This is a genomic window from Pseudomonas sp. GM25 (genome assembly GCF_000282255.1).
Taxonomy (GTDB): Bacteria; Pseudomonadota; Gammaproteobacteria; order Pseudomonadales; family Pseudomonadaceae; genus Aquipseudomonas; species Aquipseudomonas aphyarum.
This window is the reverse complement of record NZ_AKJQ01000038.1, coordinates 59,721-83,440: the sequence shown is the minus strand read 5'-3', so window position 1 is coordinate 83,440 and position 23,720 is coordinate 59,721. Positions and strand designations below refer to the sequence as shown.

At 59.9% G+C, this 23,720-nt stretch carries 22 protein-coding genes and 1 tRNA gene; 8 read left to right on the top strand and 15 right to left on the bottom strand.

Annotation, left to right across the window (positions count from 1 at the left end):
- Positions 1 to 114 precede the first annotated feature (114 nt).
- Entirely contained in the window at positions 115 to 1,323 is a 1,209-nt protein-coding gene (locus PMI24_RS14590; protein WP_007955166.1) for an MFS transporter, read from the top strand.
- A gap of 199 nt (positions 1,324 to 1,522) precedes the next feature.
- On the opposite strand, the gene PMI24_RS14585 is transcribed toward PMI24_RS14590, so the two are convergent.
- The 4 genes from PMI24_RS14585 to PMI24_RS14570 form a co-directional block, all read right to left on the bottom strand.
- Positions 1,523 to 2,521 (bottom strand): NADP-dependent oxidoreductase, encoded by a 999-nt coding sequence (locus PMI24_RS14585; RefSeq protein ID WP_007955164.1) that lies wholly within the window; start codon positions 2,519 to 2,521, stop codon positions 1,523 to 1,525.
- 67 nt (positions 2,522 to 2,588) lie between these two features.
- The gene (locus tag PMI24_RS14580; protein ID WP_007955154.1) at positions 2,589 to 3,458 is read right to left on the bottom strand and encodes an alpha/beta fold hydrolase; all 870 of its coding nucleotides are present in this window, start codon (positions 3,456 to 3,458) and stop codon (positions 2,589 to 2,591) included.
- An 82-nt stretch (positions 3,459 to 3,540) separates the two neighbouring features.
- Complete coding sequence (locus tag PMI24_RS14575) at positions 3,541 to 4,329, bottom strand: SDR family NAD(P)-dependent oxidoreductase (RefSeq protein WP_007955151.1); 789 nt, start codon at positions 4,327 to 4,329, stop codon at positions 3,541 to 3,543.
- Positions 4,330 to 4,368: 39 nt separating this feature from the next.
- Positions 4,369 to 5,469 carry an alkene reductase gene (locus tag PMI24_RS14570; protein WP_007955149.1) on the bottom strand — a complete coding sequence of 367 codons (1,101 nt, stop codon included), beginning with the start codon at positions 5,467 to 5,469 and terminating at the stop codon, positions 4,369 to 4,371.
- Between the two features lie 148 nt (positions 5,470 to 5,617).
- Between PMI24_RS14570 and PMI24_RS14565 the strand changes: the two genes are divergently transcribed.
- Positions 5,618 to 6,214, top strand: coding sequence for a TetR/AcrR family transcriptional regulator (locus tag PMI24_RS14565; RefSeq protein ID WP_007955146.1), 597 nt, complete (start codon positions 5,618 to 5,620; stop codon positions 6,212 to 6,214).
- A 126-nt stretch (positions 6,215 to 6,340) separates the two neighbouring features.
- Complete coding sequence (locus tag PMI24_RS14560) at positions 6,341 to 6,961, top strand: TetR/AcrR family transcriptional regulator (protein ID WP_007955142.1); 621 nt, start codon at positions 6,341 to 6,343, stop codon at positions 6,959 to 6,961.
- Between the two features lie 25 nt (positions 6,962 to 6,986).
- Here the strand turns inward: PMI24_RS14560 and PMI24_RS14555 are convergent, their stop codons facing one another.
- Entirely contained in the window at positions 6,987 to 8,447 is a 1,461-nt protein-coding gene (locus tag PMI24_RS14555) for an efflux transporter outer membrane subunit (protein WP_007955140.1), read from the bottom strand.
- 190 nt (positions 8,448 to 8,637) lie between these two features.
- Between PMI24_RS14555 and PMI24_RS14550 the strand changes: the two genes are divergently transcribed.
- Positions 8,638 to 9,747 (top strand): efflux RND transporter periplasmic adaptor subunit, encoded by a 1,110-nt coding sequence (locus PMI24_RS14550; protein ID WP_007955139.1) that lies wholly within the window; start codon positions 8,638 to 8,640, stop codon positions 9,745 to 9,747.
- Complete coding sequence (locus tag PMI24_RS14545) at positions 9,744 to 12,833, top strand: efflux RND transporter permease subunit (protein WP_007955138.1); 3,090 nt, start codon at positions 9,744 to 9,746, stop codon at positions 12,831 to 12,833. The genes PMI24_RS14550 and PMI24_RS14545 overlap by 4 nt, the downstream gene beginning before the upstream one ends.
- A 127-nt stretch (positions 12,834 to 12,960) precedes the next feature.
- Here the strand turns inward: PMI24_RS14545 and PMI24_RS14540 are convergent, their stop codons facing one another.
- The 4 genes from PMI24_RS14540 to PMI24_RS14525 form a co-directional block, all read right to left on the bottom strand.
- Positions 12,961 to 13,428 (bottom strand): hypothetical protein, encoded by a 468-nt coding sequence (locus PMI24_RS14540; RefSeq protein ID WP_007955136.1) that lies wholly within the window; start codon positions 13,426 to 13,428, stop codon positions 12,961 to 12,963.
- Positions 13,429 to 13,535: 107 nt separating this feature from the next.
- Entirely contained in the window at positions 13,536 to 14,537 is a 1,002-nt protein-coding gene (locus PMI24_RS14535; RefSeq protein WP_007955134.1) for an NAD(P)H-quinone oxidoreductase, read from the bottom strand.
- Entirely contained in the window at positions 14,538 to 14,870 is a 333-nt protein-coding gene (locus tag PMI24_RS14530; RefSeq protein ID WP_007955131.1) for a carboxymuconolactone decarboxylase family protein, read from the bottom strand.
- An 11-nt stretch (positions 14,871 to 14,881) separates the two neighbouring features.
- Positions 14,882 to 16,318: an NAD-dependent succinate-semialdehyde dehydrogenase gene (locus PMI24_RS14525; RefSeq protein WP_007955129.1), complete on the bottom strand. Its 1,437-nt coding sequence runs from the start codon at positions 16,316 to 16,318 to the stop codon at positions 14,882 to 14,884.
- A gap of 238 nt (positions 16,319 to 16,556) precedes the next feature.
- Between PMI24_RS14525 and PMI24_RS14520 the strand changes: the two genes are divergently transcribed.
- Complete coding sequence (locus PMI24_RS14520; protein WP_007955127.1) at positions 16,557 to 17,483, top strand: LysR family transcriptional regulator; 927 nt, start codon at positions 16,557 to 16,559, stop codon at positions 17,481 to 17,483.
- A gap of 76 nt (positions 17,484 to 17,559) precedes the next feature.
- Here PMI24_RS14520 and PMI24_RS14515 read toward each other — a convergent pair whose 3' ends face one another.
- The gene (locus PMI24_RS14515; protein WP_007955124.1) at positions 17,560 to 17,811 is read right to left on the bottom strand and encodes a DUF2790 domain-containing protein; all 252 of its coding nucleotides are present in this window, start codon (positions 17,809 to 17,811) and stop codon (positions 17,560 to 17,562) included.
- A 378-nt stretch (positions 17,812 to 18,189) separates the two neighbouring features.
- Positions 18,190 to 18,277 (bottom strand) — tRNA-Ser (locus PMI24_RS14510).
- 122 nt (positions 18,278 to 18,399) lie between these two features.
- On the opposite strand from PMI24_RS14510, the gene PMI24_RS14505 reads away from it, so the two are divergent.
- Positions 18,400 to 19,071 carry a Bax inhibitor-1/YccA family protein gene (locus PMI24_RS14505; RefSeq protein WP_007955123.1) on the top strand — a complete coding sequence of 224 codons (672 nt, stop codon included), beginning with the start codon at positions 18,400 to 18,402 and terminating at the stop codon, positions 19,069 to 19,071.
- Positions 19,072 to 19,143: 72 nt separating this feature from the next.
- Here the strand turns inward: PMI24_RS14505 and PMI24_RS14500 are convergent, their stop codons facing one another.
- Together PMI24_RS14500 and PMI24_RS14495 are read right to left on the bottom strand one after the other, a co-directional pair.
- A complete protein-coding gene (locus tag PMI24_RS14500) occupies positions 19,144 to 19,470 on the bottom strand; it encodes a YceK/YidQ family lipoprotein (protein ID WP_007955122.1) in 327 nt (108 codons plus the stop codon).
- A gap of 40 nt (positions 19,471 to 19,510) precedes the next feature.
- A complete protein-coding gene (locus tag PMI24_RS14495) occupies positions 19,511 to 19,948 on the bottom strand; it encodes an Lrp/AsnC family transcriptional regulator (protein ID WP_007955121.1) in 438 nt (145 codons plus the stop codon).
- Positions 19,949 to 20,087: 139 nt separating this feature from the next.
- Between PMI24_RS14495 and PMI24_RS14490 the strand changes: the two genes are divergently transcribed.
- A complete protein-coding gene (locus PMI24_RS14490; protein ID WP_007955120.1) occupies positions 20,088 to 20,981 on the top strand; it encodes a DMT family transporter in 894 nt (297 codons plus the stop codon).
- A gap of 3 nt (positions 20,982 to 20,984) precedes the next feature.
- On the opposite strand, the gene PMI24_RS14485 is transcribed toward PMI24_RS14490, so the two are convergent.
- Together PMI24_RS14485 and PMI24_RS14480 are read right to left on the bottom strand one after the other, a co-directional pair.
- Complete coding sequence (locus PMI24_RS14485; protein WP_177323251.1) at positions 20,985 to 22,022, bottom strand: FUSC family protein; 1,038 nt, start codon at positions 22,020 to 22,022, stop codon at positions 20,985 to 20,987.
- A 49-nt stretch (positions 22,023 to 22,071) separates the two neighbouring features.
- The gene (locus PMI24_RS14480; RefSeq protein WP_007955118.1) at positions 22,072 to 23,697 is read right to left on the bottom strand and encodes an NADP-dependent glyceraldehyde-3-phosphate dehydrogenase; all 1,626 of its coding nucleotides are present in this window, start codon (positions 23,695 to 23,697) and stop codon (positions 22,072 to 22,074) included.
- Positions 23,698 to 23,720 lie beyond the last annotated feature (23 nt).

Below are 23,720 nucleotides of genomic sequence, written 5' to 3'. Positions count from 1 at the left end.
ACTGACCGGGAGAATGTGTCTATCTGTTACAGGGGCACTGCCCGGATAGGCGACAAACTGTTTGCCCCTGCGCATCACCCCCCCCACACGTTTTTCGCACCACAGGTAGTTCCCATGACGTTTCCTTCTACAGATCCTTCTAAAAGAACAGGCGGCTGGAGCGCCGTGCTGGCGATGTCGCTGGCCGCATTCGCTCTGGTCGCTTCCGAGTTCATGCCCGTCAGCCTGCTGACGCCGATTGCGGCAGATCTGCAGATCACCGAAGGCCAGGCCGGGCAGGGGATTTCCGTGTCCGGTGTTTTTGCCTTGATCACCAGTTTGTTGATCGCCTCGGTCGCCGCTCGCATCGAACGCAAGCAGCTTCTGCTGGGCCTGACCTTGCTGATGATCGTCTCCGGAACGGTTGTCGCGCTCGCTCCGGGCTACCCGTCATTCATGTTTGGACGTGCCTTGATCGGGATTGCGATCGGTGGTTTCTGGTCACTGTCGGCGGCGACCGCAATGCGCCTGGTGAAGCCTGAACAGGTTTCCCGTGCGCTGGCCATCGTCAATGGCGGTAACGCATTGGCCACGGTCATCGCCGCTCCGGCGGGCAGCTTTCTCGGCTCGTTGATCGGCTGGCGCGGTGCATTCTTCTGTGTGGTTCCGGTCGCGGTGCTTGCCGCCGTGTGGCTGCTGATCAGCCTGCCGTCCTTCAAGGCCGAACGCCAGGCAGGTAGCGGCAACGTTCTGCGTCTGATGAAGCAATTGCCAGTGGCCTTGGGCATGGTCGCCGTGAGTGTCTTTTTCATGGGGCAGTTCATGCTGTTCACCTATCTACGGCCCTTTCTTGAAGGCGTGACTGGCGTCAGTGTCTCAACCTTGTCCTTCATGCTGCTGGGGCTTGGAGTGGCAGGTTTTATCGGCACCTTTCTGATCGAACGGTTTATGGGTCGCGGCCTCTACCGCACGCTGACTGCCATTCCACTGATCATGGCGGCCATCGCGCTGGCGTTGGTCAGCTTCGGCAAATCACCGGAGCTGACCGCCGTGTTGCTCGGAATCTGGGGGCTGGTCGCCACGGCCGCGCCGGTTGGCTGGTGGACGTGGCTGGCGCAGACGCTCCCGGATGATGCGGAAGCCGGAGGCGGCTTGCTGGTGGCCATCGTCCAACTGGCGATCGCCGGCGGTGCAATCATTGGCGGTCTGGCCTTTGATTTGAGCGGCTACAAAGCCACCTTCGAGCTTAGCGCCGCTGTCCTGGTCGCCGCGTCTGTGTTGGCCTGGCTGGCCGGACGCAATGCCACGGAAGTTCATCTTGTCGAGCCGAACGCGACAGCCTGACGAGATCACCTGCAACCGGTTTCGCCTTATGGCTCAAGCATCAAACTGCGCCAAACGATAACGGGCGGTTCAACCCGCGCAACATCCGGTTGCGGCGCTTGCTGTTCCTGCACCTCTGGCGAAATCACTTCGGATGATGAGCGCTCAAGCAGTAAAAGCTGTGCAGTTTCTATGGTCGACTCATGAGTAGGCGGCGTGGTCATTTGAGAGAAACAACGACCTTGCCCTTGGCGCGTCCCTGCTCAACGTACTTCAATGCTTCAGCCGTTGATTCAAAGGGGAAGGAACGATCAACCACTGGTTTGATGATCCCGTCCTCCACGAGCGCGGTGATGTGTTGCAGTTGAGCGCCATTGGCCCGCATGAACACGAACGCGTAGCTGACATCCTGCTTGCGCGCTTTGCGACGAATGCCAAGACTCAGCAGTCGCATGACTTGCTGCAATGGCCAGGACAATCCTTGCTCCCTCGCGAACTGCACAGTGGGTGGGCCCGAGATGGAAATGAGTTGACCACCGGGTTTCAGGACCGCGAGTGATTTCTCCAGCACGTCGGCGCCAAGGCTGTTCAGCACCACGTCGTAGTCACGCAGCACATTTTCGAAGTTCTGCTGTTTATAGTCGATGACTAGATCGGCCCCCAGCGCTTTGACCCATTCGACATTGGCGGTGCTGGTAGTTGTGGCGACAAACGCACCGAGGTGTTTGGCAAGCTGAATCGCAATTGTGCCGACGCCGCCGGAACCCGCGTGAATCAGCACTTTCTGGCCCTTTTGCAGCCGGGCGGTTTCAACCAGTACTTGCCAGGCGGTCAGTGCAACCAAGGGCAGGGATGCGGCTTGGGCCATGTCGGTATTGGCGGGTTTCAGGGCGACCGCGTTTTCGTTCACGGCGATCAATTGGGCGAACGTCCCGATCCGCGCTTCGGGCGGGCGAGCGTATACCTCGTCTCCCGGTTTGAAGCGTGTCACCTGCGGGCCGACTTCAACCACAACCCCCGCCAGGTCATTGCCCAATATCAACGGAAAGGCATAGGGCAGAATCAGCTTGAAGTCGCCTTTGCTGATCTTCGAATCCAGCACGTTGACGCTGCTCGCATGGACCTCGATCAAGACGTCGTGGGCACCGACTGCAGGGGCGGGCGCTTCGCCAATGCGTCCGGGATTCTTGCCATAGCCATCAATCAGAAATGCTTTCATCGTGGTGCGGCTCTTGCTGGTTGTACGGAGGGTAGTCGGTGGGTTGCGGTGTTGCTGCGTGACGTGGTCAAGCATCGAGAAACGCCTGCGCCTTGGCCACAAAGTCGGCGTGATGCTGGAAAATCCCACCGTGCCCGGCATCCTCAAAAATCACCAACTGTGCGTTGGGGATAAGCCCCGCCAGTTCAAACGAGTTAACGCTGGGCACCATGATGTCGTTGTCGCCGTTGACGACCAGCGTCGGCGTGCGCAAGCGTCCAAGCGCTTGTTGCGGTTGTCTGCCCCACGCGGTGATGGCTTTCAATTGCCGCAGGAAAGCGCGGGGCGTCGGGCCCTTGTCGCGATTTTTCTTGCGTGCCTTGAGGCGTCTTAAATACTGCGAGGCAGACCGTCGCCCATTGGCCGACGAGGTGAAGAAAAGGTAGAACTTGGGATCGCGCAGGGTCAGCAAACCTTTGAGGATCAATGGCCATGAAACTGTGCCGACCTTGTCTATGCCGGTGCCGCCCGCCGGTCCAGTACCGGTCAGAATCAACCGGCGTACCAAGTCAGGCGCCTTGAGGGCAATGTCCTGAGCGACGAAACCTCCGAGGGAGAAACCGAGCACATCCACGGTTTTCAGCCCCAGCGCCCTGATCAGCTGGATGGCATCGTCGGCCATTTCGCCCACCGTCAGTGGCGCGGTTCCACCCGAGTTGCCGATGCCGCGATAGTCGGTGGTGATGACGCGTCTGGTTTGCGCCAGGCCATCGATGATCGCGGGGTCGAAGTTGTCCAGTACCGCGCCCCAATGGTTGAACAGTACCAGGGGCATGCCGGTTGCGGGCCCAGTGTCGCGATAGGCGAAGGGAATGCCGTTGACCGTGATCGACTGGTTCGCCGCGTCGATGAATGACGTCGGCGAACCCGAGCGGGAATTTGTCTGTATTGAACTCATTGTCACTCCGGCCAGCGGGCAGGATTCGATGCAATGCCAGGTGCCTGCATCGAATCTGCCGCGAATGCTCGCTAGCAAAAAATCACTGTGGCGTCTGGTAGCGTTGGGCGACCGCAGACTGGCGGATTTGCCCCAGCAGGCCCTGGCGTGCGCCCTGCAGGTCATCCCAGCGCTCCGCTTCGTGCAGCGGCGGGATGGTCACAGGTTCGCGACGATCGAAGCCGACCAGTGCGGCATCCACCAGATCACCCACTTCCATGATTTCACTCAGGGTATTGATGTCGACGCCGGAGCGATCCCAGATTTCCGTGCGGGTGGCGGCGGGCAACACGGCCTGCACGTAGACGCCCTGAGGCGAAAGCTCCAGGCTCAGGCCCTGGGAAAGGAACAGCACAAAGGCCTTGGTCGCACCGTAGACCGTCATGCCGAACTCCGGCGCCAGACCCACCACCGAACCGATGTTGATGATCGCACCATCGCCGGCCTTGGCCAGGCGTGGGGCGATGGCGCTGGCGAGCCGCACCAGCGCCGTGGTGTTGAGGGCAACCAGTTGCGCAACGCTGTCGGTGCTTTGATCGACGAAGTGGCCGGACAGCGCAGCGCCGGCGTTATTGACGAGAATGCCGATGCGGGCGTCGTCGCGCAGGCGGCTTTCAACGGTGGTCAGATCGGCGAGTTGGGTCAGGTCCGCCGGGATGACATCGACGGCGACGTCGTGCTCGCTGCGCAAGCGCGCTGCGAGTGCGTCCAGGCGAGCCTGATCGCGGGCGACCAGTACCAGATCGTGGCCACGTCTGGCGAAGCGTTCGGCATAGACGGCGCCAATGCCGGTGGAGGCGCCGGTGATGAGAACAGTAGGGCGAGTGCTCATGGGGTATCTCTTTTTCAGGAGGTGAGAAACGGAACGCGCTCAGCTTGCGCTGACGCTCGATTCAGCAAGAGTCGGGTAGTCGATGTAGCCCGCCGCGCCGCCGCCGTAGAGGGTGGCGGGATTGAACGCGGACAGCGGCGCGCCCTGCTTGAGGCGCTCCACCAGATCCGGGTTGCCAATGAACGGTCGACCGAAGGCGATCAGGTCGGCCTGGTCTTCGGCGAGCCGCGCGTTCGCCAGGTCCAGGTCATAGCCGTTGTTGGCGATATAGGTGTTTTTGAAGCGTTGGCGCAGGGCCCCGAAATCGAAAGGGGCCACGTCGCGCGGGCCGCCGGTCGCGCCTTCGACCATGTGCAGATAAACCACACCGAGGGCGTCGAGTTGCTCGACGACGTAATTGAATTGCGCCTGCGGATCGCTGCTGGATACGCCGTTGGCCGGCGACACGGGAGACAGACGCACACCGGTGCGATCCGCGCCGATCTCATTGATGACGGCCGCCGTCACTTCGAGCAACAGACGTGCACGATTTTCAATCGAACCGCCGTAAGCGTCGGTGCGCAGATTGGCGTTGTCTTTGAGAAATTGATCCAGCAAGTAGCCGTTTGCACCGTGAATCTCCACGCCGTCGAACCCGGCGGCGACCGCGTTGGCCGCGGCCTGGCGGAAATCGGAGACGATCCCCGGCAGTTCGCTGGTTTCCAGGGCGCGGGGTTCGGAGACGTCTTCAAAGCGGTTGTTGACGAACACTTTGGTCGCGGCACGCAGCGCAGAAGGGGCCACCGGTGCGGCGCCGTTTTCTTGCAGGTCAACGTGTGAGACGCGGCCGACATGCCACAACTGCAGGAAGATTTTTCCGCCCTTAGCGTGGACGGCATCGGTGACTGCGCGCCAACCATCGATTTGCGCCTGGGTGTAGATCCCGGGTGTGTCCTGATAACCCTGGCCCTGTCGGGAAATCTGTGTAGCTTCACTGATCAGCAAACCGGCGCTGGCGCGCTGGGTGTAATAGACGGCCGCGAATTCGCTGGGGACAAAGCCCTGGCCTGCGCGGTTGCGTGTCAGCGGCGCGAGAACTACGCGGTTCGACAGCGTGAGACTGCCCAGGGTGTAAGGGGTGAACAGAGTCTGCTTGGTCATCTGATGAATCTTCCGTGCCCGTGAATGGAGATCGGTGGGTGTGAAATTAGGATGATGATCGAAATCTAAACTGTCAACAGTTTTGATTATGGCCAACATCTATGTATCATCGGACGCAGGAAATCCCGCTGAACACGAGGTATTGCACGTGAGAGTGACCAAGGCCCAGGCGCAGGCCAATCGAGAACACATCGTCGAGACGGCCTCAGAGCTGTTCCGTGAGCGTGGCTTTGACGGCGTCGGTGTGGCGGATCTCATGGCGGCTGCCGGTTTCACCCATGGGGGCTTCTACAAGCATTTCGGGTCGAAGGCCGACCTGATGGCCGAAGCTTCGGCCTGCAGTCTCGGCAAATCGTTGACCGGCGCCCAGGCGCTCGATGTTCCCGGTTTCATCAACGTCTATGTGAACAGAGAACATCGCGACGGACGCGGCAGCGGTTGCACGATGGCCGCACTGTGTGGCGACGCGGCGCGTCAGTCGGACGATGTGAAAGCAACGTTTGCCGAAGGCATTGAACGCACCCTGCAAACTCTGGGGGAAAAATATCCGACAGGGCCGGATGCTGGGGAGGGCGAGGGGAGAAAGAAAATGATCGACCTGCTGTCGCGTGCGCTCGGCGCAATCATCCTGTCACGCGCCTGCCCGGATGATTCCGCCCTGGCGGATGAAATCCTTGAGGTATGCCGCGCCGAAATGTTTGCTTCATTGCCGGTGTTGCCGGTCGATGAAGTAGAAACCTTGTAGAAGGACTGATCCGCCCTGTTCGATGACTTGAACGTCAGCCCGTTTTCAGCCAGCCGGTTTTTCGTGAAATATGTACTCTGTTGGTCACGATTTGTAAGACCTCGACAGGCTGAGTAAGCTACGCCCATGAATCAGCTATCCATATCTTCGCCCGGCCCACGTGGCCCAGTCGATCACGACATTCGTGATCAGATCGTCGCGGCAGCCAATGAACACTTCAGCCAATACGGCTATGGCAAAACCACGGTTTCCGATCTGGCCAGGGCCATCGGTTTTTCCAAGGCGTACATCTATAAATTCTTTGATTCCAAGCAGGCGATCGGCGAAGCGATCTGCTCAAATTGTCTGGGGCAAATGGTTGCAGCGGTCGAACAGGCTGTTAACGCAGAGGCGATTTCGCCGACCGAGCGTTTACGCCGGCTGGTGAAGACCGTGATTGCCACGGGTGTGGACCTGTTCTTCAATGATCGCAAGCTTTACGACATCGCGGCATTCTCGGCAGCGGAGCGTTGGCCAAGTGCTCAGGTGTATGAGGAGCAGATCAAGCGCTTTATTTTCGACATCGTGCGTGAAGGGCGAGAGCTCGGAGAGTTCGAGCGCAAGACTCCGCTGGACGAGACCGTCGAGGCGATTCATCTGGCTCTGCGTCCCTTCGTCAACCCGTTGCTGCTGCAGCACAATCTCGATTTTATCGAGGTAGCGCCCACGCTGACCTCGAACCTCATTCTGCGCAGCCTGATGCCCTGACCTGAAAGCGATCTGGTGGTGCTGCTCAGCGTGCCGCTACAGGTTGTGATTCAGTGGGTTGCCAGCCACCACCAAGTGACTTGAATACCGCCACCGCCGCACGGGCCGATTCCGTCCGCGCCTGCGCTCTGGCGTCGGAGGCCTGCAACAGTGTTTCGTCGGCGTGCAGGACATCAATCAGGCTCGCGGTGCCTTTTTCATAGGCGGTGAACGAGGACTGGCGAGCTTGAGTCAGCGCGGCTTCGCCGCCGGTAAGGGGGGTGGTCTGGGCTTGCCGATTCACCAGTGAGGACACCGCGTTCTCTACATCTTCGGTGGCACGCAGTACCGACTGGCGATAGGCCGCCAATGCTTCTGATTCCTGACCTTTGGCCTGATCGATCCGGGCGTTGATGCGTGCGAAGTCGAAAAGCCGCCAGCGCAAACCCAAGACACCGGCAGACTGGCTTGCGCCACCAGTGAAAAGATTGCCGCCGGAGACGGCTGTCGCGCTGCCCAGCAAGGCGCTGAGAGAAAATTTCGGGTAGTACTCGGCAATCGCTTCGCCGATACGCGCGTTAGAGGCCGCAAGGCGGCGTTCGGCCACGATCAGGTCCGGTCTGCGCCGCAGCAGATCTGCCGGTGTGCCCAGCGCAGTCAGCGACGGCACATCGGGAATTTCGTCCTCACGTGCCAGTTGCGTGCGGTGAGTGCCGGGAGGCGTGCCGAGCAGTACGTCCATCGCATTCATTGCTGCTTCCAGACCGCTTTGCAGTACCGGAACGGTCGCCTCGACTTGCGACAACTCACCCTCGGCCTGGCGCACCTGATACTCCGCGGCCAGACCCTTGCCGTAAAGCAACCGGACCTTTTCCAGCAACGCGCGCCGAGTATCGACTTGCCGGTTGGCGATGTCCAGCCGCGCCTGTAATCCGCGCAGGGTGATGTAGATATCGGCCGTTTGCGCAGCGATCGCCAACCTCGTCGCCGTGAAACCGGCTGCTGAGGCCTGATACTCAGCCAGTGCCGCCTCACGCCCGCGGCGCAGTCCGCCAAAGACATCGACTTCCCAGCCCGCCTCGAGATTGGCCTCGTAGGCATTGCCGTAACGGTCATAGCCGGGTGTTGAATTCAACACCTGGCCCAGTGGCGTCTCGACGGACTGATAAGCGCGTGCCGCCTGTGCGCTGATGTTCGCCGAGGGCAGCAGTGCTGCATTTGCGACGCCCAGGCCGGCCTTGGCCTGGGTGACGCGCGCTGATGCCTGTGCAAGGTCCAGATTCTGCTGCAAGGCCTGGTCGATGAGGTTGCTCAGTAGCGGATCGTTAAAGCTTTCCCACCAGGCGGCAAGGCTGTCCGGTGTAGATCCGGATCGCGGTTCGACAGCAGACCGCGCCAGGTAATGATCTGAAAGCGGGGCGTCTGGACGATGGTAATCCGGACCCACCGCACAACCTGCCATGAGGCTGGCGCTAACCAAAAGAGCAATCGGGCGCAGGGGAGGCATCGGCGTTCCTTAACGAGATTTTTGTGACCATATTAAGCAATGGTCACAGCGTGTCAATTAAGGCTTGAAAAGTCAATCACGGCATAAATGATAAAACTGGAGCGTCGAATACCTCATTTAATGTGACTGTTGACGATATTGGTCACAAAGATGAGAATATGATGATCATCCTATTTCAGTAAGTGAACCTATGCGCCGGCTTCGAATTTCCCCCATTGCCGCATGCCTGTTGCCACTCGCCCTGGCGGCGTGCGGTGATTCCTCATCCGTTGCAGACCCGCGCACACAGGCGCCTCTGGTCAGGTTCACCGCCGTTCAGGCTGCGGCTGACGGTTCTCGCACCTTCACGGGAGTGGTGACGGCGCGCATTCAGGGCGATCTGGGGTTTCGCGTTTCGGGCAAGGTGCTCGAGCGTCTGGTTGACACGGGGCAGAGCGTCAAACGCGGTCAGCCGCTGATGCGGCTCGACCCCATCGACCTGGGGTTGCAGGCACGCGCGCAGCAGGAGTCGGTCACCGCCGCCCGGGCCCGGGCCAGGCAGACAGCCGATGACGAAGCCCGCTATCGCACTCTGGTCAGCGCCGGCGCCATTTCCGCATCGGCCTACGATCAGATCAAAGCCGCCGCAGATACCGCCAAGGCGCAACTCAGCGCTGCTGAAGCGCAAGCGGACGTAGCCCGCAACGCTTCCGGTTATGCGGTGCTGGTCGCCGATGCCGACGGCGTTGTGGTGGAAACACTCGCCGAACCCGGACAAGTCGTCAGCCCTGGACAACCGGTGGTTCGACTGGCGCGGGCAGGGCAGCGCGAGGCCATCGTGCACTTGCCCGAGACGTTGCGTCCCGCAGCAGGATCCACCGCTCAAGCCACGCGATACGGCGACGCTTCGGGGGCTGTTACCGCGAAACTGAGGTTGCTTTCGGATTCGGCGGACCGCACGACGCGTACGTTCGAGGCCCGCTATGTACTCGAAGGCGCGCTGGCCAATGCGCCGATAGGTTCGACTGTCACCATCAGAATCGCCGAGGGTTCGACACCTGGCGCGTCGTTACAAGTGCCCATCGCCGCGCTTTATGACGCGGGTCAAGGTCCTGGCGTGTGGGTCATCGCCGGTACACCGCCAACCGTGACCTGGCGACCGGTTCAGGTGCTGGGGTTGAGCGACGATTCGGCCCGAGTAGCCGGCGATCTCCGGGTCGGCGAACAGATTGTTGCGCTGGGCGCTCACCTGTTGCGCGAAGGTGAAGCAGTAAGAATGCCCGTGCCTGATGCGACGATCGTTGCCGGGAGTCGTCCATGAGCGAGGGCCGATTCAACCTTTCAGCCATCGCCGTTCGCGAGCGTTCGATTACGGTCTTTCTGATTTTCCTGATCGCCGTTGCCGGCATCCTGGCGTTCTTCCAGTTGGGGCGTGCCGAAGATCCTCCGTTTACGGTCAAGCAGTTGACCGTCATCACGGCGTGGCCGGGGGCGACCGCACAGGAGATGCAGGATCAGGTCGCGGAGCCACTGGAAAAGCGCCTGCAAGAACTCAAATGGTACGACCGCTCGGAAACCTATACGCGGCCAGGGCTCGCTTTCACGATGGTCTCGTTGCTCAATAGCACGCCGCCTGCGCAAGTGCAGGAGGAGTTCTATCAGGCGCGTAAAAAACTCGACGATGAAGCGATCAAGTTGCCGGCGGGCGTCATCGGGCCGATGATCAACGACGAGTATTCGGACGTGACCTTTGCGCTGTTCGCCCTGAAAGCCAAGGGCGAGCCGCAACGTCTGCTGGTCCGCGATGCGGAGTCCATGCGCCAGCGCCTGTTGCATGTGCCGGGGGTGAAGAAGGTCAACATCATCGGCGAACAAGCCGAACGAATATTTGTTTCCTTTTCGCATGACCGGTTGGCGACCCTGGGCTTGTCACCGCAGGACATCTTCGCCGCGCTGAACAGTCAGAACGCACTGACCCCGGCCGGATCAATCGACACCAGCGGGCCACAGGTTTTTCTGCGCCTCGATGGTGCGTTCGACAAGCTGCAAAAAATCCGCGACACCCCTGTGATCGTGCAGGGGCGGACACTCAAGTTGTCTGATGTGGCGACGGTCGAACGCGGTTACGAAGACCCGGCCACCTTTCTGGTGCGCAATAACGGCGAAGAGGCGCTGTTGCTCGGAGTGGTGATGCGTGAGGGCTGGAACGGCCTTGATCTGGGCAAGGCGCTGGATGCCGAGACCGCAAGGATCAATGAGGAAATGCCACTGGGCATGAGCCTCTCGAAGGTCACCGACCAGGCTGTGAATATCGACTCTGCCGTCGGCGAGTTCATGGTCAAATTCTTCGTCGCGCTGCTGGTGGTCATGCTCGTCTGCTTTCTCAGCATGGGCTGGCGTGTCGGCGTGGTGGTCGCCGCCGCCGTGCCTTTGACCCTGGCGATCGTGTTTGTGGTGATGGCAGCCACCGGCAAAAACTTTGACCGTATTACCCTGGGGTCGTTGATTCTGGCGCTCGGGCTGCTGGTCGATGACGCGATCATCGCCATTGAAATGATGGTGGTGAAAATGGAGGAGGGCTACGATCGCATCAAGGCCTCTGCCTATGCCTGGAGCCACACGGCGGCGCCGATGCTGTCCGGAACCCTGGTGACGGCGATCGGTTTTTTGCCGAACGGTTTTGCTCAGTCCACGGCCGGCGAATACACCAGCAACATGTTCTGGATCGTTGGCATAGCTCTCATCGCTTCGTGGGTCGTGGCAGTGGCGTTCACCCCTTATCTGGGCGTGAAACTGTTGCCGGATATCAAGGCGGTGGACGGTGGACATGCGGCGATCTACAACACGCCGCGATACAACCGCTTCCGTCGGATTCTGACTCGGGTCATTGCGCGCAAATGGCTGGTCGCGGGCATGGTTATCGGACTGTTCTTCGTGGCGGCGGCAGGCATGGGCCTGGTGAAGAAACAGTTCTTCCCGACCTCAGACCGTCCCGAAGTCATGATCGAGGTGCAAATGCCCTACGGCACCTCCATCGAGCAGACCAGCGCCACGGCCGCCAAGGTCGAAGCCTGGCTGCGCCAGCAGGATGAGGCAAAAATCGTCACGGCCTATATCGGCCAAGGGGCGCCGCGTTTCTTTCTGGCGATGGCGCCGGAACTGCCCGATCCGTCGTTCGCCAAGATCGTTGTACTGACCGACAGTCAGGAAGCACGGGAAACCCTCAAGTTGCGTTTTCGTGACGCGGTCGCTCAAGGGCTCGCCCCGGAGGCGCGTCTCAGGGCAACTCAAATCGTGTTTGGTCCTTACTCGCCGTTTCCGGTGGCCTACCGGGTGATGGGGCCTGATCCGGCCAAGTTGCGGGTGATCGCCGAGCAGGTGCGGGGCGTGATGCAGGACAGCCCGATGATGAGAACCGTGAACACTGATTGGGGTCCGCTGTCTCCGTCGTTGCATTTCAATTTGGATCAGGATCGTCTGCAGGCAGTGGGGCTGACATCGACTGCGGTTGCACAGCAGTTGCAGTTCCTGCTCAGCGGAGTACCGATCACGGCGGTGCGTGAGGACATTCGTTCTGTGCAGGTCATGGGGCGGGCAGCGGGCGATATCCGGCTCGATCCTCAGCAAATCGAAGGCTTCACCTTGGTCGGTGCGGCGGGGCAGCGTGTCCCGTTGTCGCAGATAGGCGAGGTCGATGTGCGCATGGAGGATCCGATCCTGCGCCGGCGTGATCGCACCCCGACCATCACCGTGCGCGGCGACATTGCCGAAGACTTGCAGCCACCGGACGTTTCCAGTGCGCTGCTGAAGCAACTGCAGCCGATCATCGAGAAACTGCCTTCCGGTTACCGGATCGAGCAGGCGGGTGCGATCGAAGAGTCCGGCAAGGCCGGCAAGGCGATCCTGCCGTTGTTGCCGATCATGATCGCCATGACCCTGGTCATCATCATTGTGCAGGTCCGTTCGATCTCGGCGATGATCATGGTGTTCCTGACCTCGCCGTTGGGCTTGATTGGCGTGGTGCCGACACTGCTCATTTTCAATCAGCCGTTTGGCATCAATGCGTTGGTCGGGTTGATTGCACTGTCGGGGATCCTGATGCGCAATACGCTGATTTTGATCGGTCAGATCCATCACAACGTGCAAGAAGGGCTGGATCCGTTTCACGCTGTCGTCGAAGCCACGGTGCAACGTGCGCGACCGGTACTGTTGACAGCCCTGGCGGCGATCCTGGCGTTCATTCCCCTGACACACTCGGTGTTCTGGGGGACGTTGGCCTATACCCTGATTGGCGGTACGCTCGTCGGCACCGTCATGACGCTGGTGTTCCTGCCCGCGATGTACTCGATCTGGTTCAAGATCGGTCCCGACGCCAGGGCGCGGGCTGCAATAGTCAAACCGATGTAGCGATAAATGCAGGAAATCGAGGCCCGTTCTGGCGGGCCTCTTTGTCCGCGCACGTGAACAGCCTGGCGCTATTGGCTCGTCATTTCCAAACCCCGGAAACGTCCGCGTGAGCCCTTGGTGCCATAGCTTATGAAATCGTGTACCAGTGGAAATGGATGTACTCGTCTTCATACTCCGCGAACAGTGAAACGATGAAATCCGTCTTCATTGAGTACATCAACAACGCTCCGACAAAACCTGTCGGCTCATGCAGCGGTTGCTTGAGCGGAGCAATCAAATCAATCGTCCGATCCACAATCATCTGATTGAAAACAGCTTCCGGGATTTTCTCAAACTTGGCGTCGGATACGTGTTGCGGGAAACGGCTGTCACTTTCAGGTCGCCAATCCAGGTACTCCGCCTGGAGCCAGAATTTCAGTCCGTCTTCACCATGCCGTTTGGGTGCGCGAGTTATTCTGATGGTCTCCTGCGACTCAGAATATCGAAAGGCGTCGTTTGGATAGGTGACGTAGTAGAGACCGCGATATTCACTTCGTGCAGCACTACAAATCTGCTGGTCACTCGATAGTTGATCGAAATCGCTTCTGTCGAACATGTAAATACCTGCGGTTTACTTCGTGCAATTGGGCTGGAGCGCGCGATGTTAGCAAAATAGTCTTGCCGATTTTTCCAGGAGGCGTCTTCACCCCGTTTTGGCCAGACTCAAAGCAAGTCTTCAGGCTGCATCGTCAGAATGATTTTCCCGACGTTCTCGGAAGACTCCATTCGGCGGTGAGCATCGGCAGCCCGTGATAACGCAAACGTGCTATCGACGACAGGCTCAAGGCTTCCGGCCCCTTCAAAGCGATCAAGCCAGTGCTCGCGGAAGCGCTTGATCATGTCGTGCTTCTCCGGCTGCGTACGCGACTTCATCACCGTACCGATGATTTGCAAATGGCGGTAAAGAATGTCCTCCAGCGCTACGGTCACGTTGCCGCCTGCGCCGAGGATGCCCACCTGAACCAGGCGACCGCCCTTTGCAAGGGATGCGATGTTGCGTGCGAAATAGGGCGCCCCGATAAAGTCGATGATGACATCGACGCCGCGACCCTGGGTTTTGGCGGCGATTACGTCAGCGAAATCCTGCGTCTTGTAGTCGATCGCCACGTCAGCGCCCAAATGCTCGACACGCGCCAACTTGCTGCCTTCGGCCGTCGCATACACCGTGGCACCCGTGGCATAAGCCAGCTGCACCGCGGCAGACCCGACGCCGCCGGCGGCCGCATGAATCAACACTGAATCGCCGGCCTTGAGCCGAGCCAGATGCATCATCGCTTCATGGGCCGTGACGAAGACCTCTGGAATAGCCGCCGCGTGTACATAGTCAAGCTGCGCCGGGATGTGCATGGCCATGCGGTAATCGATGCGTGCCAGTTCGGCGTAGGCACCGCCTCCGACCACGCCCATGATTCGATCACCTGCTTCGAACCCCGTCACCGCGCTACCTTTCCCGATCACTTCGCCGGCGATTTCCAGGCCGATGATCAGCGAGTCGCCGAAATTCGGATGGCCGTACCCACCGGTTCGATGCGTCAGATCCGCACGGTTCACCCCGGCGGCATAGACACGTACCAGCAGGTCGTCAGGCCGCACTTCAGGATTGGCGACTTCGACGAGTTCAAGGACGTCTGGCGCACCGAATTGTCTGATGTTGATGGCTTTCATTCAGTTGTTCTCCGTTTCGCTGAACGTGGCGTTGGCAATAGCAGAAGCAGTGATGGCGCCAGGGAAGCCCACATAGAAAGCCAGGTGCGTGATCGCTGCCGCCAGTTCGCCTTGGGTTACACCGTTGCCAGCCGCGCGGCGTAAGTGGGCAGGCAACTCTTCCGAGTGACCAGCGGCAATCAATGCCGCCACGGTGATCAGGCTACGGTCGCGCGGGGACAGCGCGGGATCGCTCCAGATTTGCGGATAAAGCGTCGAGTCGACGAATTGCGCCAGCTTTGGCGTGAACGCGCGCGCGGCTTCGCGAGGACTGCTGAAATTGATCCTGGACATGGGCGAACTCCTTAAACCTGGCTGATGAATTTGTGGGTGAGATAGTGCTCGATACCTTCAATGCCACCTTCGGAGCCGTGACCGCTTTCTTTCATCCCGCCGAAGGGGAGCTCGGTAGCGACGATGCGGTATTGGTTGATCCCGATCATCCCGGCCTCCAATCCGTCCGCGACGTCAATGGCCGTGCGAGCGCTGGTGGTGAACGCATAGGCAGAGAGGCCGTAGGGCAGGCGGTTGGCTTCTTTCAAACCATCTGCCAGTTCATCGAACGGCATCAGCACGGCGATAGGGCCGAAAGGCTCTTCGTGCATCACGCGGGCATCCATCGGCACATCCGCCAGAACCGTGGGTTGGAAGAAGTAGCCTTCGCCTGACAAGGCTTCACCACCGACCAATACCCGCGCACCTTTTTCGACGGCATCGGCCACCAGTTCTTCCATCTTTGCCAATTGCCTCGGGTTGGCCAACGGTCCGACCTGGGTGTCAGGATGCAAGCCGTCGCCGATCCGCAGGGCCTGGGTCGCAGCGACAAAGTGATCAACGAAGGCTTGATAGGCACCACGCTGGATCAGAAACCGAGTGGATGAAATGCACACTTGCCCGGTCCCGCGAAACCGATTGGCGACACCTTCGATGGCGGCTTTTTCAATGTCGGCATCTTCGAATACCAGAACCGGTCCGTGCCCACCCAGTTCGAGGGTGATGGGCTTCACGCCTTCAGCCGCTCGTGCAGAGAGCAGGCGCCCGATGGGCACCGAACCGGTGAACGTCACTTTGCGAATGATCGGCGAGGCGATCAGATGGCTGGACACTTGATCCGGTACGCCAAAGACCACTTGCAGCACACCCTTGGGCAATCCTGCATCGTCGAGTGCACGCGCCAGGGCCAGCGCTGTGGAGGGGCTTTCTTCACCTGGCTTGAGAATGACGCTGCAACCCGCAGCCAGCGCTGCCGCGAGTTTGCGTGCCGGGGTGATGGCCGGGAAATTCCAGGGCGTGAATGCGGCCACCGGGCCGATGGCCTGGCGTTTGACCAGTTGCAGCACGCCTGGTCGATTGGCCGGGACCACACGGCCATCGATTCGCCGGGCACTTTCGGCGAACCATTCGAAATACTCCGCCGCGCGGGTCACTTCATCCAGGCTTTCACCCAGCGGTTTGCCTTCCTCCAGGGTCATCTGCGCAGCAATCTGCGGTGCACGTTCGAGGATCAGGTCGGCGGCACGTTTTAGAATTTTTGCGCGTTTGTCGGGTACGGTCTGGCGCCACTGCTCGAAGCTCAGTCGAGTCACTGCCAGGGCGTGATCAAGATCGTCTGCGGTGGAGAGTGGGACGCGTCCGATTTCCCGGCCGGTTGCCGGGTTAACGACGGCGACAGTCTCGCGCCCTTCGGCGTTGAGCCATTCACCACCGATGAAAAGATAAAGCGGATCGTAGGAAGTCTTCATGATGTGGCCTTCAGTTGGTTGTGAGATTCGTATGAAGCTCGGTGCCTGATTGGCTGTGCTGCAAAGCCAGATCAGGAAGCTTGTGCAACCAAGTCTATGGAAGGAGGGCCCGTTGATTTAGTCGGGCCAAAGGGAATCATTGTTGTCCGCAGAGGTAATATCGGGCTGCGGGCCGACCGTGTAGCATCCTGAAAAAAGCGGTATCACGGGTGAGCGCCAGATCTACAGGAAGGTCGTGATGGATAAGCTTTCGAACATGTCGGTGTACATAAAGGTTGTCGAGATGGGCAGTTTCACGGCCGTGGCCAATCATCTGGACTCCACGGTCGGTAACGTATCGCGTGCTGTATCTGCGCTTGAAAACGTGCTCGACGCACGACTGTTGCAGCGCTCGACGCGGCGCCTGTCGGTCACCGATGCGGGGCGACGGTTCTATGAGCGCTGCACGAAAATTCTGGCTGATCTGGAAAGTGCCGAAGCCGAAGCCAGCAATGCGGCGCTGGAGCCTCGGGGAACACTGCGGGTGCATTGCGTTCCCGGGCTGGCTCGGCATCTGGTCACGCGGGCCGTGCTGGAGTACCGCCAGCAATTCCCGGAGGTGTCCGTGGATTTACTGCTTTCGCAACGAATGCCAAACCTGCTGGAAGACCAACTGGATGTCTCGATTCTGATCGCCCGAGCGCTGCCCGATTCCGCGTACGTCAGCCAAAAGATCGGTGTCAGCCACTGTGTTCTGGTGGCGTCGCCAGACTACCTTGCCCGGCATGCGCCTCTTGAGACGCCTGAAGATCTGCGTGATCACCAGTGTTTGCTGCTGGGTACGGTGGACTATGCGCGGGATGAGTGGCAGCTCAAAAGCAAGGCGGGGGACGCGACATTTATCCCGACAGGGCCGAGTTTCAGCGTCAACGATATGGATGCGATGGCGCTTGCCATTCGAGAGGGTGCCGGGATTGGCTTGCTGGCCGGGTTCACGGCCATCGACGACCTGCGCTCCGGCAAGCTGGTGCGGGTTTTGCCTGACTACCATACCTACGAGCGTAACGTGTATGCCGTCTATACCTCGCGACAGTTCGTCGATGCAAAAATCACGCGTTTCATCGAAACGTTGAAAGATCAGGTTGGCAGTCAGCTGGCAGCCACGGCCAAAGCACTTATCGGTTGAAACACTGCGGGGCAGAAAGGTATTTGCGCCTCGATGAAGCATCTTCCCGAGGCGCAATGATCGGCGAACAGGTTACTTAGCCCTGGCTGCAGCGGCCCATGACGTTATAGGCCAGTACGTGTTGTTTGCCTTGCGAATCCTGGTAGGTCATGTGTGTCGGTACGACTGCACAAATATCCGGCACCGGGTCTTCAGAGATGACCTTGGCGACATCAAGGTGGGTGCCGTAGCCATATTGCTCGACCTGTTGATTCTTGGCAGTACCGTCCTGTGCCGCTACCACAGAGCTGAAGCCCAAGAGTGCGACGATGATCATTGCAGTTTTCATGATGAGATTTCCTGAAGTAAGTTTGATCTTGCTAGCAGGACGAACTTTAGGCTTGAGGGTTTTGTGGAAACAGGAGTGAATCAGGGAAAGACTTTTCTACATTCCGAACACAATCGTCAGGTTTCGGACGTCAGAACGCTTGATTTTGGGACTGTCGGCTTTTGACTGAAAACTGCATGTTGAAGACAGCTGCCTCCCTCAGTTGCGAGGTGGAGACAACTAATTTTTTTTTGGGGGGGGGCGCCGCCTTGTCGGAAGAGCAGGGGGTGCGGAAGTGACCGAAAAGATGCGCAAACCATCCTGAGGGAGAGGAGTAAAATTCCTGGAAGCCAGAAACGACAAAGCCCTGAATAATCAGGGCTTTTGAAGTACTAAATATGGCGGAGGCGATGGGATTCGAACTCATGGACCTGTTACAGTCGACGGTTTTCAAGACCGTTGCCTTAAACCACTCGGCCACACCTCCGTTGCGTTGCGGGCGCCATAATACCTGAATGAAACACACTGTCAAACTCTGTGCATGGCTTGTTACAGAGCGTCTGTTATGATCTTTGCGACTGAACGTTTCAAACCAACAGGAGTGTCGCCATGCGCGAACAGGATTACGCAGTTCACAACAGCGTGCAGGCTGAGCAGCTAGAGGTTAGCCGCGTCCTGCGCAACACTTACGGTCTACTGGCGCTCACCCTCGCATTCAGCGGTGTGATGGCGTTCGTGGCCCAGCAGATGCGGGTCGGCTACCCGAATATTTTCGTGGTGCTGATCGGTTTCTACGGGCTGTTCTTCCTCACCAACAAGCTTCGTGATTCCGCCTGGGGCCTGGTGTCGGCGTTTGCCCTGACCGGTTTCATGGGTTTCCTGCTCGGCCCGATCCTCAACCGTTACCTGGGCATGCAAGGCGGCGCTGAAGTGGTCAGCTCCGCGTTCGCGATGACCGCACTGGTGTTCGGTGGTCTGTCGGCTTACGTGCTGATCACCCGCAAGGACATGAGCTTCCTCGGTGGTTTCATCACCGCCGGTTTCTTCGTCCTGCTGGGCGCGACGCTGGCAAGCATGTTCTTCCAGATCAGCGGCCTGCAACTGGCGATCAGCGCAGGTTTCGTGCTGTTCTCGTCGGTCTGCATCCTGTTCCAGACCAGCGCCATCATCCACGGCGGCGAGCGCAACTACATCATGGCGACCATCAGCCTGTATGTATCGATCTACAACCTGTTCGTCAGCCTGTTGCAGATCTTCGGCATCATGAGCCGCGACGACTGATCGCTGCACCGCAATAAACAGAAAACCCGCGAAAGCGGGTTTTTTGTTGCCTGCGAAAAAGCGAGCAGGCGATCAATTGATCACGATGCTGCCATCGGCCTGTTGCTTGTAGATCGTGTAAGGCAACAGCAACGTATCGAGCACTCCCGACACGGCCGCATCGACCAGCAAACCCGGCGTCGCGTTCTTGTAGTTGAACGCATCGACGTCATCCGGTTTTTCGGCGTGCAGCATGCAGAAGTCGTACGTCACGCCACTGTAGATACGCGGTACAGCGCCGCAGTAGGATTTGTTCGCTTTCAACTGCTCCGTGGAATGCTTGTCACTGAATGCCACGGTCTGCACCGTTCCGCACCCGGACAGCATCAACACCGTCAGCATCATTGCCTGAATTTTCATACCGCCAATCCTTCGCCGGAAAAAACTCAATTTACGCCGCTTAGGCCATCGGCGGCAATCGACGTTTCACCGGCGTCTTCTTGACGATCGCAGTATTGGTTTCCGCCAGCGTATTCAGCCGATCAAGCAGGGTATCCAGCTGTTCCATCGAGCGCACATGCAGGCGGGCGATAAAGCAGTCCTCGCCGGTGACCTTGTCGCACTCGGTGAACTCCGGAATCGACATAATCTGCCGCTCGACTTCCTGCAACTGCCCCGGCAATGGCCGCACCCGGACGATCGCCTGCAACTGATAACCGAAGCATTTGGGATCGATCTCCACGGTGTAGCCCTTGAGCACACCGCGTTCTTCCAGCCGGCGCAAACGCTCGGCCACGCTCGGCGAGGACAACCCGCTGATCTGCGCCAGCGCCTTGAGCGAGCGCCGCGAATCCTCCATCAAGGCCCCGATCAGGATCTGGTCGATATCGTCGGTCATACAAATAACTCCCGCATTAGGCGAATGACGCAAATCACCCTTGATAAAAAAGGCAGAAATCGAGTTTAGCCTGCTTTTTGCGCTGGAGAAGCCCCGGTCGCGCTTGGCATACTTTTGCCACACATTAAGGAGATTGATGATGGACAAAACAATCCGTCGCGGCTCATTTGAGATGACCGCCGCCATGCTGATATCCGGGACGATTGGCTGGTTTGTGCTGGTGTCCGGGCAACCGGTGCTGGACGTGGTGTTCTGGCGCTGCGTGTTCGGCGCCGGGACCTTGCTGCTGATTTGCACCGCGTTCGGGTTCCTGCGGCCGGGCATCCTGACCCGCACCACGTTTCTGCTCGCGGTGCTCAGCGGGGTGGCAATCGTCGGCAACTGGGTGCTGCTGTTCGCCTCCTACTCACGGGCCTCGATCGCCATCGGCACGGCGGTGTACAACGTGCAGCCGTTCATGTTGGTGGGTTTGGCGGCGCTGTTTCTCGGCGAGAAGATCACCCTGCAGAAGCTGTTCTGGCTGGCGATTTCTTTCATGGGAATGCTGGCCATCGTCAGTGCCCACCGCGGGCAGGGCGAGGGCGGCAATGATTACCTGACGGGGATCGCGCTGGCGCTGGGGGCGGCGTTTCTTTACGCCATCGCCGCGTTGATCATCAAGCGCCTGACCGGCACGCCGCCGCATCTGATTGCGCTGATCCAGGTCTGCACCGGGGTGTTGCTGCTCGCGCCATTCGCGCATTTTTCAGCGATGCCCGAGGCACCGAGTGCCTGGGCCAGTCTGGTGACGCTGGGCATCGTCCACACCGGTCTGATGTACGTGCTGCTCTACGGCGCGATCCAGAAATTGCCGACCGCACTGACCGGCGCTCTCTCGTTCATCTACCCGATTGCGGCGATTTTCGTTGACTGGTTTGCCTTCGGCCACCAACTGCAAACCCTGCAATGGATCGGCGTGGCAGCGATCCTGTTGGCCGCTGCGGGCATGCAACAAGGTTGGGGCCTGAAGGCGCGGCGCCTGGCCGCGCAGTAAACCTCAGATGTTCCAGCGCGGCGCAGTCTTCGCAAGGCGCTGGCGCATCTCACCGACGTTGGCCGCCAGTTGCCGTGTCAGCAAACGGTAGCCATCCAGCGGGCTATAGACCGGCGTATCGAGGCTGGCGTCCGGCAACTCCACCGGACGCCCCAATCGACCGGACGCACCGGTTTTCAACGCCCGGGCCATGCCGATCAATTGCACGCGAATATGCCGGTGCTCGGCCTTGAGCGCCGCTTGCAGGTGCGCCATGGCGTCGGGGTCGTTGGCGTCCGGGCGGATGTTGCCGAGGATTTCCAGGGTGCTGATGCACATGCGCAGGTTGCGCTGGATCGCGTCCAGTTCGGTCATCGAGACTTTGACTTCCTTGGACACCGACGGCATCAGCGAACGCAATTGCACCATCGCCGCGTTCAGCCGGTTCATCAACTTCAAGTGTTCGTCGGCGGTCACCGGTTGGCCGCCGATGATCCGCCCGTACACAGTGGCGCAATCGCGCAGCGCGTCGGCCAGGTTGTAGCGCCACGAGTACACCGCGTACAGCGGCAGGGCGAAGGAAAAGGCCAGGGCCAGGGCGATACCGATCAGGATATCGACCCCGCGCCACAGCCCGTCGGTGATCGGGTTGTCGCCATGCCCGGCGACGATGAACACGGTGATGGCCGAGAGCAGGGCGGTGTAGCCGCCCTTGCCGATGGCGTGATACGAGAAGAATCCGCACACCACCGCCATCGCAAAATAGGTCAGCCATGGCAGGCCCAGCCATGCCTGTTGCGCCACTATCAGCAAACCGACGCCGGCGCCGATCAAGGTGCCGGTAGCGCGTTCGGCGGCTTTCTTGCCGATGTTGCCGTGATGCTGCAAGCCGCCGATCACCACCAGCATGGTCACCGACGCCCATTCGCCGTGGGGCAGATTGATGCCGGTGGTCAGCAGGATCGTCGCCAGCAACCCCAGCGCCACCCGCACCGCGTGAATCGTGCGTGCATGGCGATAACGTCGATACGGGTCGAGCAACGGCCGCAGGATCCGCCGCAACAGCGGCGGCCAGCGGTGGGGGCTGAAAGTGCTCAGCGCTGATTCCTCCTCAGAAGATGTAGTCGGTGGCGATGAAATTCGAATCGCGCCCGCGAATGATCTCGCTGATCAGGTCCTTGTTGGGTTCCTGGAACTTGGTCGCTACCAGCGTACGGATCGAAAACACCCGCAGCGCATCGTGTACCGACAGCGTGCCCTCGGCGGAGTTCTTGCGCCCGTTGAACGGGTAAGTGTCCGGGCCGCGCTGGCACTGGGCGTTGAGGTTGATCCGCCCGACCTGGTTGGCGAAGGTGTCGACCAGGCGGCCGACCGCCACCGGGTTGGTGCCGAAGATGCTCAACTGCTGGCCAAAGTCCGATTCCAGCACGTAGTCGATCACGGTATCGAGGTGACGGTACGGCACGATCGGCACCACCGGGCCGAACTGCTCTTCCTGATACACGCGCATCTGCGGTGTCACCGGGTACAGCACCGCCGGATAGAAGAACGAGGCCCGCGCTTCGCCGCCATTCGGGTTGACCACCTGGGCGCCTTTGCTCTGCGCGTCAGCCACCAGCCCGTGCAGATAATCGACCTTGCCCGACTCCGGCAGCGGCGTCAGCGAAACCCCGCTGTCCCACGGCATGCCCGGTTTGAGGCTGGCCAGTTTGGCGTTGAATTTCTCGATGAAGCTGTCCACCACATCTTCATGCACGAACAGGATTTTCAACGCCGTGCAGCGCTGGCCGTTGAACGAAAGGGAACCGGTAACCGCTTCGCTCACCGCGTTATCCAGATCGACTTCCGGCAGGACGATGCCCGGGTTCTTCGCATCCAGCCCCAGCGCGGCACGCAAGCGGTGCGGTTTCGGGTGCAGTTTCTTCAGGTCGCTGGCGGCCTTGTTGGTGCCGATGAAGGCGAAGATATCGATCTTGCCGCTGGCCATCAGCGCGCTGACGGTCTCGCGGCCGCTGCCGTAGATCACGTTGATCACGCCGGTCGGGAAGCTGTCGCGGAAGGCTTCAAGCAAAGGACGGATCAGCAGCACGCCGAGCTTGGCCGGTTTGAACACCACGGTGTTGCCCATGATCAGCGCCGGAATCAGCGTGGTGAACGTCTCGTTCAACGGATAGTTGTAAGGGCCCATGCACAGCGCCACGCCGAGCGGTACGCGGCGGATCTGGCCGAGGGTGTCCTGTTCCAGCTCGAAACGACTGGAGCGGCGGTCGAGTTCTTTCAGCGCATTGATGGTGTCGACGATGTAGTCGCAGGTGCGGTCGAACTCTTTTTCCGAGTCCTTCAGGTTCTTGCCGATTTCCCACATCAGCAGCTTCACCACGGCGTCGCGCTGCTGGCGCATGCGCCCGAGGAAGGCCTCGACATGCTGGATGCGTTCGGCCACGCGCATGGTCGGCCACAGGCCCTGGCCCCGGTCGTAGGCGCGCACGGCGGCGTCGAGGGCGGTGAGGGCGGTGTCGGCATCCAGCAGCGGCGTGCTGCCGAGGATCACTTGTTCATCGCCGTTGTCGCCATGCAGATAGACCGGGCTGCGCACGGTGGCGAGCGGGCCGTCCCAGCGGCGCAACTCGCCATCGACCAGGTATTCGCGTTGCTCGACCTGGCCGTCGAGGCGGTATTTTTCCGGGATGTCGCTGACAGAAGGGAACAGGTTGCCAAGGATGTTTGCTGTGGTCATGTCGCTACCCCGTAGAAGATGTC

Coding starts and splice junctions, on each gene's coding strand:
- PMI24_RS14575 (WP_007955151.1), bottom strand. CDS start 4,329: ATGAGCACTCGCCCTACTGTTCTCATCACCGGCGCCTCCACCGGCATT.
- PMI24_RS14505 (WP_007955123.1), top strand. CDS start 18,400: ATGCGCGAACAGGATTACGCAGTTCACAACAGCGTGCAGGCTGAGCAG.
- PMI24_RS14590 (WP_007955166.1), top strand. CDS start 115: ATGACGTTTCCTTCTACAGATCCTTCTAAAAGAACAGGCGGCTGGAGC.
- PMI24_RS14560 (WP_007955142.1), top strand. CDS start 6,341: ATGAATCAGCTATCCATATCTTCGCCCGGCCCACGTGGCCCAGTCGAT.
- PMI24_RS14570 (WP_007955149.1), bottom strand. CDS start 5,469: ATGACCAAGCAGACTCTGTTCACCCCTTACACCCTGGGCAGTCTCACG.
- PMI24_RS14585 (WP_007955164.1), bottom strand. CDS start 2,521: ATGAAAGCATTTCTGATTGATGGCTATGGCAAGAATCCCGGACGCATT.
- PMI24_RS14520 (WP_007955127.1), top strand. CDS start 16,557: ATGGATAAGCTTTCGAACATGTCGGTGTACATAAAGGTTGTCGAGATG.
- PMI24_RS14495 (WP_007955121.1), bottom strand. CDS start 19,948: ATGACCGACGATATCGACCAGATCCTGATCGGGGCCTTGATGGAGGAT.
- PMI24_RS14530 (WP_007955131.1), bottom strand. CDS start 14,870: ATGTCCAGGATCAATTTCAGCAGTCCTCGCGAAGCCGCGCGCGCGTTC.
- PMI24_RS14545 (WP_007955138.1), top strand. CDS start 9,744: ATGAGCGAGGGCCGATTCAACCTTTCAGCCATCGCCGTTCGCGAGCGT.
- PMI24_RS14525 (WP_007955129.1), bottom strand. CDS start 16,318: ATGAAGACTTCCTACGATCCGCTTTATCTTTTCATCGGTGGTGAATGG.
- PMI24_RS14500 (WP_007955122.1), bottom strand. CDS start 19,470: ATGAAAATTCAGGCAATGATGCTGACGGTGTTGATGCTGTCCGGGTGC.
- PMI24_RS14515 (WP_007955124.1), bottom strand. CDS start 17,811: ATGAAAACTGCAATGATCATCGTCGCACTCTTGGGCTTCAGCTCTGTG.
- PMI24_RS14555 (WP_007955140.1), bottom strand. CDS start 8,447: ATGCCTCCCCTGCGCCCGATTGCTCTTTTGGTTAGCGCCAGCCTCATG.
- PMI24_RS14580 (WP_007955154.1), bottom strand. CDS start 3,458: ATGAGTTCAATACAGACAAATTCCCGCTCGGGTTCGCCGACGTCATTC.
- PMI24_RS14550 (WP_007955139.1), top strand. CDS start 8,638: ATGCGCCGGCTTCGAATTTCCCCCATTGCCGCATGCCTGTTGCCACTC.
- PMI24_RS14540 (WP_007955136.1), bottom strand. CDS start 13,428: ATGTTCGACAGAAGCGATTTCGATCAACTATCGAGTGACCAGCAGATT.
- PMI24_RS14490 (WP_007955120.1), top strand. CDS start 20,088: ATGGACAAAACAATCCGTCGCGGCTCATTTGAGATGACCGCCGCCATG.
- PMI24_RS14480 (WP_007955118.1), bottom strand. CDS start 23,697: ATGACCACAGCAAACATCCTTGGCAACCTGTTCCCTTCTGTCAGCGAC.
- PMI24_RS14535 (WP_007955134.1), bottom strand. CDS start 14,537: ATGAAAGCCATCAACATCAGACAATTCGGTGCGCCAGACGTCCTTGAA.